The sequence below is a fragment of the Curtobacterium sp. PhB115 genome (assembly GCF_003752025.1).
GTDB lineage: Bacteria > Actinomycetota > Actinomycetes > Actinomycetales > Microbacteriaceae > Curtobacterium.
The window spans coordinates 262,433-277,314 of record NZ_RJKR01000008.1; the positions used below are offsets into that span (position 1 = coordinate 262,433).

The following is a 14,882-nucleotide window of genomic DNA, read 5'->3' on the forward strand; positions in this document are numbered from 1 at the left end:
GGGGCGCAACGCCCGAGACGGGGTGCAACCCCGCCGACAGTTCGTGGGCACCGGAGGCCGTGAACTGTCGGCCGGGCCGAAAGTTGCCGAGGCCGAGGCCGAGGCTGCCGACGCCGCGGCGGCCGGCACCGACGCAACGGCACCGGCGACCGGCACCGGCAACGGCACCGGCGACCGGCGACCGGCACCGGCAACGGCACCGGCGACCGGCGACCGGCACCGGCACCGACGCCGACGCACCCGCACCCGCACCGGCACCGCACCGCGCCCGCAACCCCCGCGACGCCCCGTTACGCCGGCGCGACCGGCGCAACGTCACCGTCATGGGTGTGGGGTATCGTTCGGACTACGCAAGCGCTCCGGGGTCGGTGCAAGTCCGAACCGGTGGTGACAGTCCACGAACTGACGACGGGTGCAGACCCGCCAGATGTTGATCCGGTGAAACTCCGGGACCGACGGTGAAAGTCCGGATGGGAGGCGCGCTGGCGGACGAGACGTGACCACTCGTGTGGCGCGACCCGTCCGTCGATGCCGACGATCGTCGAACGCCCCCGGAGTCCCGTTGAGAGGACACCAGTGTTCACCGGCATCATCGAGGAACTCGGCACCGTCACCGCCGTCGAGCAGCACGGCGACTCCGTCGCGCTCACCGTCCGCGGTCCGATCGTCCTGCAGGACGCCCACCACGGCGACTCCATCGCCACGAGCGGCGTCTGCCTGACCGTCGTCGAGCAGACCCCGGAGACCTTCACGGCCTTCGTCATGAAGCAGACGCTCGACATGAGCGCCCACGGTTCGCTCCAGGTGGGGGACCGCCTCAACCTCGAGCGCGCGGCGTCGGTCGGGGACCGCCTCGGCGGGCACATCGTGCAGGGGCACATCGACGGCACCGCGACGGTGCTCGAGACGGCGGACGGAGACGGCTGGCGGCGGGTGCGGTTCGCGCTCACGCCCGAGCTCAGCCCGCTCGTGGTCGACAAGGGGTCCATCGCACTCGACGGCGTCTCCCTCACCGTGAGTGCGGTCTCGTCCGAGGACACCGATCCGTCAGCCGCGTGGTTCGAGGTGAACCTCATCCCGGAGACCCTCGAGGCAACGACCCTCGGTGCACGCGTCCCCGGCGACCGCGTGAACGTCGAGACCGACGTCCTGGCACGACACGTCCGGCGCATGCTCCGGCTCGACGCCGCCGCGCGTCCGCTGGAGAGCGTCGGATCGGAGGCCCGGTGATGGTCGCCGAGATCGGCTCGGTCCCGCAGACCCTCGCTCCTTCGAGCATCGAGGACGCGATCGCGTCGGTGGCGGCCGGGCGCCCGGTGATCGTCGTCGACGACGAGGACCGCGAGAACGAGGGGGACGTCATCCTCGCGGCGGAACTCGCGACACCCGAGTGGATCGCGTGGACCGTCGCGCACTCGTCGGGGTTCATCTGCGCCCCGGTCAGCGCCGCGATCGCGGACGCACTCGACCTGCCCCCGATGGTCCAGCACAACGAGGACGTCCGCGGCACCGCCTACACGGTGACGGTCGACGCCGCCGTCGGGGTGACCACCGGCATCAGTGCGCACGACCGTGCCCGGACGCTGCGGGTCCTCGCCGACCCGGGGTCCGTGCGGGACGACCTCCACCGACCCGGCCACGTGGTGCCCCTGCGCGCCCGACCGGGCGGGGTCCGCGAGCGTGCGGGCCACACCGAAGCAGCGATCGAGCTCGTCACGGCAGCAGGGCTCCGGCCCGCTGCGGCGATCTGCGAGATCGTCGACGAGGACGGCAGCATGATGCGGCTGCCGGCGCTCGTCGCACTCGGGGCGCGCGAGGGCGTGCCCGTCATCACCATCGCCGCCCTCGTCGAGTGGCTGGACGCGGCAGACCGGGCAGCGGCAGCAGCTGCCGCGCCCACGGAAGGAACGACACGATGAGCGGAGCAGGCGCGGCAGACCGCGACCCCGTCGACGGCACCGGGATCCGGGTGGCCATCGTCGCCGGACAGTGGCACGACACCATCGCGGCGGGGCTCCTCGCCGGGGCACAGCGCGAGGTCGAACGGCTCGGCGCCACCGCCGAGGTCATCCCCGTCCCGGGCAGCTTCGAGCTGCCCGTCGTCGCGAAGACCGCGCTCGAGGCGGGCTTCGACGCGGCGGTCGCGCTCGGCGTGATCATCCGCGGCGGCACCCCGCACTTCGAGTACGTCTCCGACGCTGCCACGAGCGGGCTCACCCGCGTGGCGATCGACACCGGCAAGCCCGTCGGGTTCGGTGTGCTCACGCTGGACGACGAGCAGCAGGGACTCGACCGGGCGGGCCTGCCAGGGTCGAAGGAGGACAAGGGTGCCGAGGCCGTGCACGCCGCGGTCGCGACGGCGGTGACGCTCCGCGCGCTGCGCGTCCTCGCGTAGCGCGCGGAACCTGGTTCCCGACACGGCGCTGGCACGCAGAACGGCCCCGCACCTCGAGAGGTGCGGGGCCGTTCTGCATGGTGCGGGCTGGTTACCGCTTGCCGAACACGTGGATCGGCAGGAAGAACGAGAGGGTCATCAGGATCAGGCCGCCCATGAAGATGAACGCCTGGCCGGAGTCGACCTGGAACGCGAACCCGAACAGGTACATCGACACCAGCAGCAGCAGGATCGAGAAAACAGCGGCGATGACGCGGCCCACGGGATACCTCCGGGTGTCGACGAGTGGAACGACGCCAAGTCTATCCCCAGGAACGGGGATGGTCGTTCACGCGCCGGGCTTCGTCGCGATCAGGCGGTCGACGACGCCGAGCAGCGCCTCCATGTCGACGGTGCTGCGCTTCGGTCGCCCGTCGCTCGCGGCACCGAGGGAGGCCTGGTGGTACAGCCCGTCGCCGAGGAGTTTGACGGCCTGCGCGGTCGGCTCGTCGCCGAGGGCGTCGACGAGGGTCGCGAGCCAGGCGTTCTCGGTGTCGTCCAGGGTCCGGCCGGCCTCTTCGTACCCCGCCTGCTGCAGGCGGCTGGCGGCGAGGAGCGCGAGGTCGAGCTCGCTGCCCACGAAGAGGCAGTTGCGGACGAAGTACCGGGCGGCGCCGTCCTCGGCGTCGGCCATGCGGTCGACGTCGATCGCGGAGAGGTCGGAGAGCCGCTCGCAGAGGCCCTCGACCAGTGCGGCCTTCGAACCGAAGTGGTACAGCAGTCCGCCCTTGGAGACGCCCGCTCGTGCGGCGACGGCGTCGAGCGTGGCGGGACGCTCGCCTTCCTCGCACACGATGGCGACGAAGCTGTCGAGGACGCGGTCGCGGGCACTGGCCATGCGCACGAGTCTAGGAGGAGTTGCGCACGAGCAGGTGCAGGCGTCGCGGGCCGTCCCGCGACGCCTGCACCCTGCCGGTCGGGGTGCTCGGCCGTTCAGCCCTTCAGCGCTCCGGCGGCGATGTTGGCGATGAAGTGCCGCGAGCCGATGATGAACACGCCGATGAGCGGGAACACGCTGATCACGGCTCCGGCCATCACCGCCCCGAGGTCGGTCGCGTTCACCGAGCTCAGTCCGGCCAGGGCCACCTGCAGGGTCTGCCCCTTCGGGTCGATGAGGACGATGAGCGGCCAGACGTAGTCGTTCCAGGCGGTGATGAAGGTGAAGATGCCGAGGAACGCGAGGCCTCCACGGAGCATCGGGACCGCCACCGCCCACCAGGTCCGGAAGAAGCCCGCTCCGTCCACCCGTGCCGAGTCGATGACCTCGTTCGGGATCGACGAGGTGGCGAACTGCCGGAGCAGGAAGATGCCGAACGCGTTCGCCGCCCCCGGGATGATGAGCGCCTGCAGGCCACCGATCCACCCGAGGTGCGCCATGAGCACGAAGCTCGGCACCAGCGACAGGCTGCCCGGCACCAGGAACGTGGCGAGCATGACCGTGAACAGCGTCCGTTTGAAGGGGAACTCGTACTTCGCGAACGCGAACGCGGCGAGCGAGTCGAACAGCATGACCAGGACAGCCGTGCTGCCGGCCACGAGCACCGTGTTGAGGAGCGCCCGCAGCATGTCGACGTTGCTGAACACGGACGCCACGTTCGCGAGGGCGTTGTCCCCGAACCAGAGCGACGGCGGGTACCCGAAGATCTCGGCGTTCGTGGACGTCGACATCACGAGCAGCCACCAGAACGGGAAGATCGACAGCAGCACCCCGACGATCAGGCAGAGGTGCGTGACGGCGGTCCCGAGCCAGCCGCGGCGGAACCCGCGGCCACGGTCGTTCCCCGCCGCCCCCGGTCGCCCGAGTGCCGCGGCGGTGTTGGTCGTCGTCGTGGTCGGTGTCGCGGTCATGCGTCGACCCCCTTCGTGCTGGTGCGGACGGTGCGGGGCGCGCGGAGTCGTCGTGGGGTCTTCAGGCCGTCGCGTTCACTGAGCAGACGCCAGTTGATGATCGCGAACACCACGGAGAACAGGAACAGCACCCAGGCGATGGCCGAGCCGTACCCGAAGTCGAACTGGTTGAACGCCTGTTCGTACTGGTAGAGCACGATCGTCATGCCGGCTTCGTCTGGGCCGCCCACCGCTTGTCCGTTGAACAGGATCTGCGGCTCCGTGAAGAGGCCAAGGCCACCGATCGTCGACGTGATGAGGGTGAACAGGATCACCGGGCGCAGGAGCGGAACGGTGATGCGCGAGAAGATCTGCCACGCGTTCGCGCCGTCGACCTTCGCGGCGTCGTACAACTCCGTGGAGATGGCCTGCAGTCCGGCCAGGTAGATGATCGCGTTGTAGCCCGTCCAGCGCCAGATCACCATCACCGAGATCGTGACCTTGACGCCCCAGTACGAGGACAGCCACCCGACCGGATCCGCTCCGAGTGCGCGCAGTGCGGCGTTCACGAGTCCGAAGCCGTCGGAGAACACCGATCCGAAGACGATCGCCATCGCGACCATGCTCGTGACGTTCGGCACGAAGAACGCGACGCGGTAGAAGCCCTTGGCCCGGATGTTGCCGTGCAGCAGGAACGCGAGCACGAGCGCGAGGAAGAGCATCGGGATGGTCGACATGATCCAGATGAGGAACGTGTTGCCGACGGCGTTCCAGAACCGCGGGTCGCCGAGCAGGTACTGGTACTGGGCCAGACCGACGAACGCTGGGGAGCCCACCCCGTCCCAGTCGGTGAACGACAACACGATCGAGAACACGATCGGGAACAGCCCGAACACCAGGAAGAGCACGTAGAACGGCGCGATCGCGACGTACTGCGGCCAGAACCGGCGGAGCCCGAACCGCTTGCCGGTCGCGGCGGTGGTGATGGAGGACGTCGGGGTCCCGACGACCGCGGGGATGCTCGTGGTCGGTGGTGCCTGCTTGGTGCTCATGCGCGGACTCCTCGCTTGTCGAGGACCCGGTTGGTCTGGTCGACGGCGTCCTGCCAGGCGCGGTCCGGGTCCTTGCCCCCGGCCTCGACGTTCGTGATCTCGGTCGCGAACGCGCCGATGAACCGTTCGGAGTTCGAGATGTACGTCACCGGGACGTCCATCGCCGAGGCGTTGAAGAACGCCAGCGGGTCCTGGTCGCCGAAGTAGTCGCCGGGCTTCTGCATGATCTCGTTGTCGAACGACGCCTGGGTGGAGGGGAACAGCTGGATGTCGTTGTACGTGTGCGACTGCACCTCGGGCGAGGTGATCCACTGCGCGAACGCGGCGGCCGCGGCCGGGTCCTTCGAGGTCTTCGGGACGGCGAGGAACGAGCCGCCGCTGTTGCCCGGCCGATCCGGTTGCCGGGCGACCCGCCACTTGCCGGCGGCGTCGGGCGCGGTGTCGTGGATGACCTGCGTCCACCACGCGCCCTCGATCTGTCCCGCGACCCGGCCGGACACCCACCCGGCGTTCTGGTCGGTGCCGGACTGCAGGTTGCCGGTGAGGCCGGAACGGACGCAGGCGACGGCGTTCTCCCACGCCTGCCGCACCGAGCTGTCGTCCTGCTCGAAGACCGGCTGGTCATCGCGGTCGAAGTACCGCGTGGGGCTTGCGTAGATGTACTGGTTGAAGAGCTGGTTGGCGGTGATGACCGTCGCGGCGTCCGCACCCTTCCGGATCTTCGCGCCGAAGGAGCGGAACGAGTCCCACGTCGCGATCGCGTCGGAGACCTCGTCCGGGTCGATCGGCAGCCCCGCCTTCGCCAGGACGTCCTGCCGGTAGAAGAAGCCGGTCGGTCCGGTGTCGACCGGCCAGAAGCACTGCCGGCCGCTCGGCGTCCGGCCGAGCGCGCTCTTCCAGTCGTAGTACTCGTCCCGCTTCGCCGCGCCGCCGTGGTCGTCGAAGTCCGTGAACAGGTCCTCGTCGGGGAAGTAGAGCCAGCAGTTCGAGTTCACCATCAGCACGTCGGGGATGAACGCGTTCCCGGCGAGCGCCGTCCGGAACTTGGTGTCGTACGAGGCGCCGCCGATCAGGTCGGGGCGGAGCCGCTTGGACCCCTGCCCGGCGATCCCCCCGGCGGCCTGCCGCAGGAACTTCGGGTCGAGCGACCGGTTCCAGTACCAGAGGACGAGCTCGTCGGGGTCCTTGGAGATGGCGGTGCCGGTCGAGCACCCGGCGAACAGTGCGGTGGTGGCGAGGGCACCGAGTGCACCTGCGCCGGCGAGGAACCCCCGCCTGCTGAGACTGATCGATGGAGATGACGTCACGAAACTACCTGCTCTCGTCGTTGAGATCGGGTTGGACACAGCGATATCGGGTCCCCGGAGCGTTCGACCGTGAACGCTCACGAAGTGGTCCAGAGCATCCTCTGTGAGACACGCCGTGTCAAGCACATCCACATTGATCCGCCGGGCGTGTGGCACTAGCGTCTTCGTGACCGTGAAGGTTCACGAGACGACAAGGATCCGCATGTCAGCGCAGACCGCGAACACCGCCAGCACCCCGACTCCGACGGCCGCCGACCGCCCCGGCTGGGCCGTCCTCGGCCCCGGGGGCATCGCCCGCCGCTTCCTCTCCCAGCTGCCCGCGAGCGGTGGCACCCTGGTGGCGGCCGGCAGCTCCTCCACCGACCGGGCGCAGACATTCGCCGACGAAGCCGCGGGGCTCGGGTTCGCCGACGTCTCCGCTGCGACGTACGACGAGGTCCTCGCCGACCCGCGCGTCGACGCCGTGTACGTCTCCACCGTCCACACCGGGCACGCGAAGCTCGTCCTCGCTGCGCTCGAGGCCGGCAAGGCCGTGCTGTGCGAGAAGCCGCTCGCCCCGAACCACGGCACCGCCATGGCCCTCGCCGACGCCGCGCGCCAGGCCGGCCTGCCGCTGGTCGAGGCGTTCATGTACCGCTTCCACCCGCAGACCGCCGCACTGCTCGACCTGGTGCGGGACGGCGCGATCGGTGAGGTCACCCACATCGACGCCTCGTTCGCGTTCCGCACCGGCGAGCGGGCCGGCCGGCTCTTCGACGTCGACACGGCCGGCGGCGGGATCCTCGACGTCGGCGGGTACCCGGTGACGATGGCCGCCGCGATCGTGCAGGCCGCCACCGGTGTCGCCGTCGCCGAGCCGACGGAGCTCACCGCCAGCGGCACGATCGGACCGACCGGTGTCGACGAGTGGACCGTCGCGCAGCTGACGTACAAGGGCGGCATCACCGCCTCCGTCCGCACCGGGGTCTTCGTGCAGGACGACAACGCCGTCGCGGTGTACGGCACACGTGGTCGCATCGTGCTCACCGACCCGTGGACCCTCGGTGCCGACCCGACCATCGAGGTCCGCACCGTCGACGAGGACCCGCGCACCCTGTCCTTCGCCGGCGAGCACCCCTACGCCCGCGAGGCCGACGCCACCACCGACGCCCTGCGTGCCGGTGCGGTCGAGGCAGCACAGATGACGATCGACGAGTCGCTCGCCACCGCCCGCACCCTCGACAAGTGGCGCGCCGCGATCGGCCTGCGCTACCCGTTCGAGGCCGAGTCCGCCGACATCCCCACGGTGAGCGGTCGGCCGCTCCGGGTGCAGGACGGCAACCCCATGAAGTACGGCGAGATCCCGGGTGTCGGCAAGCGGCTGTCGCGCCTGGTGATGGGCGTCGACAACCAGCCCGACCTGGCGCACGCCAGCGCGATCTTCGACCTGTTCGTCGAGCAGGGTGGCAACGTCTTCGACACCGGCTACATCTACGGCGGCGGCGTGCTCGAGGGCCGTCTCGGCAAGTGGATCCAGAACCGCGGGGTCCGCGAGGACGTCGTGGTCATCACCAAGGGCGCGCACACGCCGTTCTGCGACCCGGAGTCGCTGACGAAGCAGCTGCTCGAGAGCCTGGAACGCCAGGGCACCGACTACGCGGACATCTACATGATGCACCGCGACAACCCGGACATCCCGGTGGGGGAGTTCGTCGACGTCCTCGACGAGCACCGACGAGCCGGCCGCATCCGCGTGTACGGCGGGTCGAACTGGACCCCCGCGCGCTTCGACGAGGCGAACGCCTACGCACGGGCCAACGGCAAGCACGAGTTCGAGGTCCTCAGCAACCACTTCGGGCTCGCCGAGGCGTACGACGTGCCGTGGGACGGCTGCGAGCACGCGACCGACGCGGCCTCGAAGGCGTGGCTCGAGGAGCGCCAGGTTCCCCTGCTGCCGTGGTCGTCCCAGGCGCGCGGCTTCTTCACCGGGCGTGCGCGGCCGGACGACACCAGCGACGCCGAGCTCGTGCGCTGCTACTACTCCGACGAGAACTTCGAGCGGCTGCGTCGCGCGCGGGAGCTCGGCGAGCAGTTCGGTGTCCCGGCCACCGCGATCGCCCTGGCGTACGTCCTCAACCAGCCGTTCCCGACGTTCCCGCTCTTCGGACCGCGTACGATCGCCGAAGCCCGCTCCTCGATGACGGGCCTCTCCGTCGAACTCTCTCCCGAGCAGGTGGCATGGCTGGACCTCCGCGACTGACCCAGTCGCCCCCGGACGGCCCGCACCCTGGCGGCCGCGCGACGATCATCGACGTCGCCGCGGCCGCCGGGGTCTCCCGGCAGACCGTCACCCGCGCGATGAACGGCATGCCCGGCATCAGCGCGACCACGAAGGAGCGTGTCCTCGCGGTCGCGGCGTCGCTCGACTACCGGCCGTCGCGGTTCGGCCGCGGGCTGGTCACCGGCGGCGAGCACCAGCTCGGGCTCGTCGTGAACGACCTGCGGAACCCGTACACACCCCAGCTCGCGTCCGCCGTGTTCCGGCTCGCCGCCGAGCAGGGGTGGAACGTCATGCTCGCCGACGTCGACCTGGCGAGCGACGCCGACCGGATGGTCCAGGCGCTCGGGGCGCAGACCGACGTGGTCATCGGCTACCTCGGCTCGCGCCGGCACCGGTGGAGCGAGCTCCTCGGCAACGTGCCGATGGTCGAGCTCGACCCGTCCTCCGACCCACCGACGGCAGCGGTGTGGATCGACCCCGCCGACGCGATCGAAGCCCTCGCCGACCACCTGGTGGCGACCGGGGTCCGGCACCCGGTCGTGCTCGACAACTCGACGCCCGACCACACGAGCGCGCGCGGCCTGCTCATGCTGGACGCCCTGCGGCGCCGCGGCTACCTGCCTGAGCTCGTGCACGCGCCGCACGGCACGGCCGAGTGCGGTGCCGAGGAGACCGTGCGGATCCTGGCTCGGAAGCGCCGGCTCGACGCGATCCTGGCCTTCAACGACGTGATGGCGCTCGGCGTGCTGCAGGCCTGCCGCCGCGCGGGCGTCGACGTCCCCGGTCAGGTACGGGTCGTCGGAGTCGACGGCCTGCCGCTCGGCGCACTGGTGTCGCCGATGCTGACGACGTTGGCGGTCGACCTCGACGCCGTCGCGCGCGAGGCCCTCGACCTCGCGCTCGGCATGCTCGCCGGCGAGCTGCCGCGCTCCGGCGCGGCCGTCGAGCGCACGGTCCGCCACCGGTTGCTGCTCCGCGAATCGGCGTAGGTCCGAGAACGCGACCCAGGACACGGCCTGGAGGCGCGGTGCGGGCTGGCACCGCGCCTCCAGACCGTCTCTTGGTTGCATTTGCAACCATCACCGTCCGGACGGTACACTAACGGAGTCCTGACGGGGCGCGTGTCCATCCCGCGTCCCGTCTCGTCTGCCCCATGCACCGCCCGCCGTCGACCTGGTCCGGCTCGAAGTCCCAGGAGTCCGCCGTGTCCGCACTGCTCACCAGCCCCGTCGCCACCCGCGTCACCGGGAGCCGCGCCCGTCGGTTCCTGGCGCTCGCCGTGCTGATGCTGCCGGTGCTGCTCATCTCGGTGGACAACACCGTGCTGAGCTTCGCGCTGCCCTCGATCTCCCGAGCGCTCAACCCGGACGCGACCACGCAACTCTGGATCGTCGACGCGTACCCGCTCGTCCTCGCCGGCCTGCTCGTCGTGATGGGCAGCATCGGCGACCGGATCGGCCGGCGTCGGATCCTGGTGGTCGGCGCCTCCGGCTTCGCACTGTTCTCGGTCGCCGCCGCGTTCTCGACGGACGCGTGGATGCTCGTCGCCGCCCGGATCGCGATGGGCGTGTTCGGCGCGATGCTCATGCCCGCCACGCTCTCGATCATCCGCAACGTCTTCGTCGACGCGGGGGAGCGACGGATGGCGCTCGCCGTCTGGTCGACGATGTTCGCCGCGGGGAACGCCCTCGGTCCGCTCGTGGGCGGAGTGCTCCTCGCGCACTTCCACTGGGGCAGCGTGTTCCTGGTGGCGGTCCCGATCCTGGTCGTGATGCTCGTCGGGGTGCCGTTCTGCGTGCCGGAGTCACGTGACCCGAAGCCCGGTCCCGTCGACGTGCCGAGCATGTTCCTCTCCCTCGGCGCGCTCGCCCCGACCGCGTGGGCGATCAAGTCGGTCGTGCACCCGGAGGAGCGCGGGTTCGCCGTCGCCATGCTCGCCGTCGGCGTCGTGTGCGGCATCGCGTTCGTCCGCCGGCAGCTGCGGTCCCGCACGCCGATGCTCGACCTCCGGCTGTTCCGCAGCACGGCGTTCACCGGCAGCGTGCTCATGAACCTGATGGCGATGTTCTCGCTCACCGGGTTCCTGTTCTTCATCGCGCAGCACCTGCAGCTCGTCGCGGGGCTCGACCCGTTCACCTCCGGCATCGTGCTCGTGCCGGGATCGGTGCTGACGATCGTCGCCGGGCTCGCGGTGGTGCCCGTCGTCGCCCGGGTCGCCCCGCGCTGGGTCGTGTCGGTGTCCCTGCTGTTCTCGGCGGCGGCGTACGCGCTCGTGGCGGTCCTCGGGCACCACGCGTCGATCGCGGCGCTGGCGTTCGCGTTCGTCCTGCTCGGCATCGGCATCGGCGCGTCCGAGACCGTCACGAACGACCTCATCATCTCGACGGCCCCGGCGGACAAGGCCGGAGCGGCGTCGGCGATGTCCGAGACGGCGTACGAGATCGGTGCGGTGCTCGGCACGGCGGTGCTCGGGACGATCCTCGCCACGACCTACCGGGCGCACGTCGCGGTGCCGGACGGGCTGTCCTCGTCGGCGCACGTCGCTGCCCAGGAGACCCTCGGTGGCGCGGTGACGGCGGCTGCCCAGCTCGGCGGCGGTGCCGGGCAGGCGCTCCTCGAGTCGGCTCGGGCCGCGTTCGACTCCGGTGTGACGATCACCGCGGGTGTCGCGGCCGTGCTCATGGTCGTCGCGGCAGCGGGCGCCGTCGTGATGCTGAAGCGCCGCTGACGCGCTGCGCGGCGCGCTGCGCTCGCCGCGCTGCGCCCGCTGCGCCCGCTGCGCGGCGCTGCGCTTCGTGAGCAGAAATTGTCGGGTCACGCCACGTGACCCGACCATTTCTGCTCACGAAGTCCCGCGTTCTTCTGCTCACGAAGTCCCGCGTTCCCGCGGTCGGACGCGTCACGCGAGGTCACACGGCGCGCCCGGGAGCGGCCGAACCTGTGAATCGTTGACCTCAACCATGGTTGAGGTCATACGTTGGGACGTGGCCGCCCAGCAGCGGCGGCACAACCCTCGCGAAGGAACGACCACGATCTCCATGCCCGACGAAGCCCCCGCGACCATCGCCGACGCGTACAAGGCCGCGTTCCGCGGTCACCCTGCCGGCGTCGCCGTCATCACCGCCGAGGGACCGGACGGCCCGACCGGGCTCACCGCCTCGAGCGTCGCCAGCGTCGCGATCGACCCGCCGGTGCTCGTGTTCTCCCTGTCCACCAACTCCGGGTCCGCCGGAGCCGTGCTCGGTGCACCGATCTTCGTCGTGCACCTCGTCGACTCCCTCGGGGTCGCGCTGGCCCGACGGTTCGCGTCCACCGGCAGTCCCGCCGCCGACGACCCGATCTGGGGCACGCTGCCCTCCGGCGACCACTACCTGCCCAGCGCCGCCAGCGCCCTGCGCTGCCGCCCGCTCTCCACGACGCCGATCGGGTCCTCGACCGTCGTCGTCGCCGAGGTCCTCGACATCGTCGTCGGTCTCGAGCACGGCGAGCCGCTGGTCTACCACAACCGGGAATTCCACTCCCTCTCCGATCGTTCCCGGCTCTCGTGAGCCGCGGAGCCAAGTCCGCAACCCACTGATCGAAAGGACCTCACATGGCTGAGTACACCCTGCCGGAGCTGCCGTACGACTACGCCGCACTCGAGCCGCACATCAGCGGCAAGATCATGCAGCTGCACCACGACAAGCACCACCAGGCCTACGTCACCGGTGCGAACACCGCGCTGCAGCAGCTCGGCGAAGCGCGCGAGTCGGGCAACTTCGGTGCGATCAACAAGCTCGAGAAGGACCTGGCCTTCCACCTCGGTGGCCACGTCAACCACTCGATCTTCTGGACCAACCTCGGCCCGGACACGAAGGTCCCCGAGGGCGAGCTCGCCGCGGCGATCGACGAGTTCTTCGGCTCGTTCGACACCTTCAAGGCGCAGTTCGCCGCGGTCGCGAACGGCATCCAGGGCTCCGGCTGGGCCGTCCTGGCCTGGGACACCGTCGGCCAGAAGCTGACCACCTTCCAGCTCTTCGACCAGCAGGCCAACGTGCCGTTCGGTCTCGTGCCGATCTTCCTGCTCGACATGTGGGAGCACGCCTTCTACCTCGACTACCTCAACGTCAAGGCGGACTACGTCAAGGCCGTGTGGAACATCGTCGACTGGGAGAACGTCGCTGCCCGCTTCGCGAACGCGAAGTCGCAGTCCTTCGTGACGCTCTGAACCACCTGATCTGACGAACGGGAGGCACGGTGCCAGCTGGCACCGTGCCTCCCGTTCGTCGTCGGTCCGGACCACAGCCCGTCCCGCGTGGGCGCGATCAGGCGGTCTGGTACTCCGCGCCCGCGACGAGCTCGTCCGCGATGGCGCGCAGCGTGGCATCGGTGTCGGTGTGCTCACGGTCGACGATGGTGCTCCACTGCGTGCCACGGGCAGCGGTCACGGCGTCGGCTGCCGCGTGCTCGGCGTCGGCCCGGTCGTAGCCGTGCTCGAGGCACCAGGCGGCGATCGCGGCGACGTGCGCTCGGTGGTGGACGTGTTCGCGATCGCGGCCGTCCAGCGCCTCGACCGAGCCGAGCTCGAAGGTGAGCCGTGCGGCGAGCGACCGTCGTGGTTCGTCGAGTCCGCCGAACGTCGCGACGAGGTGCTCGGCGAGGGCGTGCCGGTCGGCGGTGGGGTCGAGCGGGGCGGCGGAGACGGACTCGGCGAGGTGGTCGACGACGGAGTCGATGAGGGCTTCGCGGGTGCCGAAGTGGTAGACGATCGGGTAGGCGCTCGTGCCGAGGACCCGGCCGAGACTGCGTACCGACACGTCCTCGACCTTGGTGTCGAGCAGGTGTTGGGTGACCTTCTCGATGATCGCGGGCTTCAAGGTCGGGTCGGGCTTCCTGGGCATGGCATCTCCGTCGTGGGCGCGGCGGTCGCTCGACCGTTCACATACTGTCCTTGAGTATATCAACGGTTGCGTGCCGCGAACAGCCCCGATCCCACCGTGAAAACGGAGATTTGCTCGCGTCCACGTAGACTGTCTGCGATGTCCATGCCGCACGAGGGCTCCGAGCCCCTGTCACGGCTCGAGGGGACCCGTGCCGGGCGGGTGGTCGCGGGCCGCCGTCGTGGCGCCGGGAAACGGTTCCTCGTCGTCGGCGACGTCCTGGACGGGATCCTCGTCCACACCACGGCGCACACCATGGGCATCCACGACCCGGCAGCGGTCATCCGGCACCGGCCGGCGGGAGCGGCCGGCAACACGGCCGCGTGGCTCGGGTGGCTCGGCGCCGAGGTCGACCTGGTCTCACGCGTCGGTGTGGACGACGTCTACCGGCACGAACGCGCCCTCGAGGACGCCGGGGTCCGTGCCCACCTGCGCTACGACGCGATGACCTCCACCGGTGTCGTCGTGTCGGTGCGGAACGACGGCGGACGGACGGCGATGTCCGACCCGGCCGCCAGCGGCGCCATCCGCGTGGACGACGTCCCGACGGACGTCCTGTCCCGCGCCGACATCGTGCACCTCACCGGTGCGGGCATGCTCGGCGGCGGTGCCGAGCGGGTCGCCGACCTCGTCGCGTGCGCCCGGAGCGGGTCGGCGCGCGTCTCGCTGGACCCCTCGTCGTCCGCAGTGATCCGGGCGGTCGGCGCCACTGAGCTCCTGGCCGCACTCGACGGGGTCGACGTGCTGTTCCCGGGGCGGCAGGAAGCACTCGAACTCACCGGGACGACCGACCTCGACGAAGCCGTGCGACGACTCACCGCGCACGTCCCGCTCGTCGTCGTCACGGTCGGCGTCGACGGCGTGCTCATCGGTCGGCGGGGGCGGAGCGTGCAGCGGGTCCACGCGACCCCGGCGACGGTCGTCGACACCATCGGTGCCGGGGACGCCTTCGCCGCCGGGTTCGTCCGCGCGTGGGCGACCGACCCGGTGCGCGTCGGCGCGGCAGCACGCGAGGGGACGCGGGTCGCCGCGCGGGCGCTCGGGTTCGTCGGCGGCCGACCGCCGGTCTGAGCGGGGACCGCG

General features: G+C 70.6%; 15 protein-coding genes and 1 riboswitch. Of the genes, 9 read left to right on the plus strand and 6 right to left on the minus strand.

Annotation, left to right across the window (positions count from 1 at the left end; all coding sequences use genetic code 11):
- Positions 1-351: 351 nt before the first annotated feature.
- Positions 352-486: riboswitch (FMN riboswitch) on the plus strand.
- Between the two features lie 90 nt (positions 487-576).
- Genes EDF19_RS12780 through ribH form a run of 3 tightly spaced genes read left to right on the plus strand, consistent with a single transcriptional unit; the run spans position 577 to position 2,395 of the window.
- A complete protein-coding gene (locus EDF19_RS12780) occupies positions 577-1,230 on the plus strand; it encodes a riboflavin synthase (RefSeq protein WP_123681252.1) in 654 nt (217 codons plus the stop codon).
- Entirely contained in the window at positions 1,230-1,919 is a 690-nt protein-coding gene (gene ribB, locus EDF19_RS12785) for a 3,4-dihydroxy-2-butanone-4-phosphate synthase (protein ID WP_123681253.1), read from the plus strand. Before EDF19_RS12780 ends, ribB begins: the two co-directional genes overlap by 1 nt.
- A complete protein-coding gene (gene ribH / locus EDF19_RS12790) occupies positions 1,916-2,395 on the plus strand; it encodes a 6,7-dimethyl-8-ribityllumazine synthase (protein WP_123681254.1) in 480 nt (159 codons plus the stop codon). The genes ribB and ribH overlap by 4 nt, the downstream gene beginning before the upstream one ends.
- Positions 2,396-2,486: 91 nt before the next feature.
- Here ribH and EDF19_RS19190 read toward each other — a convergent pair whose 3' ends face one another.
- The 5 genes from EDF19_RS19190 to EDF19_RS12810 all read right to left on the minus strand — a co-directional run bounded on the left by EDF19_RS19190 (position 2,487) and on the right by EDF19_RS12810 (position 6,620).
- Positions 2,487-2,657 carry a hypothetical protein gene (locus EDF19_RS19190; RefSeq protein ID WP_159574085.1) on the minus strand — a complete coding sequence of 57 codons (171 nt, stop codon included), beginning with the start codon at positions 2,655-2,657 and terminating at the stop codon, positions 2,487-2,489.
- A 66-nt stretch (positions 2,658-2,723) separates the two neighbouring features.
- Positions 2,724-3,272: a TetR/AcrR family transcriptional regulator gene (locus EDF19_RS12795; protein WP_123681255.1), complete on the minus strand. Its 549-nt coding sequence runs from the start codon at positions 3,270-3,272 to the stop codon at positions 2,724-2,726.
- Between the two features lie 95 nt (positions 3,273-3,367).
- Positions 3,368-4,282, minus strand: coding sequence for a carbohydrate ABC transporter permease (locus tag EDF19_RS12800; protein WP_123681256.1), 915 nt, complete (start codon positions 4,280-4,282; stop codon positions 3,368-3,370).
- Positions 4,279-5,313 (minus strand): carbohydrate ABC transporter permease, encoded by a 1,035-nt coding sequence (locus EDF19_RS12805; protein WP_123681257.1) that lies wholly within the window; start codon positions 5,311-5,313, stop codon positions 4,279-4,281. The genes EDF19_RS12800 and EDF19_RS12805 overlap by 4 nt, the downstream gene beginning before the upstream one ends.
- Entirely contained in the window at positions 5,310-6,620 is a 1,311-nt protein-coding gene (locus tag EDF19_RS12810; RefSeq protein WP_260217154.1) for an ABC transporter substrate-binding protein, read from the minus strand. Before EDF19_RS12810 ends, EDF19_RS12805 begins: the two co-directional genes overlap by 4 nt.
- A gap of 202 nt (positions 6,621-6,822) precedes the next feature.
- Between EDF19_RS12810 and EDF19_RS12815 the strand changes: the two genes are divergently transcribed.
- The 5 genes from EDF19_RS12815 to EDF19_RS12835 all read left to right on the plus strand — a co-directional run bounded on the left by EDF19_RS12815 (position 6,823) and on the right by EDF19_RS12835 (position 13,087).
- Complete coding sequence (locus EDF19_RS12815; RefSeq protein ID WP_123681258.1) at positions 6,823-8,859, plus strand: aldo/keto reductase; 2,037 nt, start codon at positions 6,823-6,825, stop codon at positions 8,857-8,859.
- Complete coding sequence (locus tag EDF19_RS12820) at positions 8,838-9,869, plus strand: LacI family DNA-binding transcriptional regulator (protein ID WP_123681259.1); 1,032 nt, start codon at positions 8,838-8,840, stop codon at positions 9,867-9,869. Before EDF19_RS12815 ends, EDF19_RS12820 begins: the two co-directional genes overlap by 22 nt.
- A 164-nt stretch (positions 9,870-10,033) precedes the next feature.
- Positions 10,034-11,608 (plus strand): MFS transporter, encoded by a 1,575-nt coding sequence (locus EDF19_RS12825; protein ID WP_260217156.1) that lies wholly within the window; start codon positions 10,034-10,036, stop codon positions 11,606-11,608.
- Positions 11,609-11,918: 310 nt separating this feature from the next.
- Positions 11,919-12,428, plus strand: coding sequence for a flavin reductase family protein (locus tag EDF19_RS12830; protein ID WP_123681260.1), 510 nt, complete (start codon positions 11,919-11,921; stop codon positions 12,426-12,428).
- Positions 12,429-12,472: 44 nt separating this feature from the next.
- A complete protein-coding gene (locus EDF19_RS12835) occupies positions 12,473-13,087 on the plus strand; it encodes a superoxide dismutase (RefSeq protein WP_111084300.1) in 615 nt (204 codons plus the stop codon).
- A 97-nt stretch (positions 13,088-13,184) separates the two neighbouring features.
- Here EDF19_RS12835 and EDF19_RS12840 read toward each other — a convergent pair whose 3' ends face one another.
- On the minus strand, positions 13,185-13,760 hold the full coding sequence (locus tag EDF19_RS12840) for a hypothetical protein (protein WP_123681261.1): 576 nt from the start codon (positions 13,758-13,760) through the stop codon (positions 13,185-13,187).
- A gap of 138 nt (positions 13,761-13,898) precedes the next feature.
- Between EDF19_RS12840 and EDF19_RS12845 the strand changes: the two genes are divergently transcribed.
- On the plus strand, positions 13,899-14,870 hold the full coding sequence (locus EDF19_RS12845) for a carbohydrate kinase family protein (protein WP_123681262.1): 972 nt from the start codon (positions 13,899-13,901) through the stop codon (positions 14,868-14,870).
- Positions 14,871-14,882 lie beyond the last annotated feature (12 nt).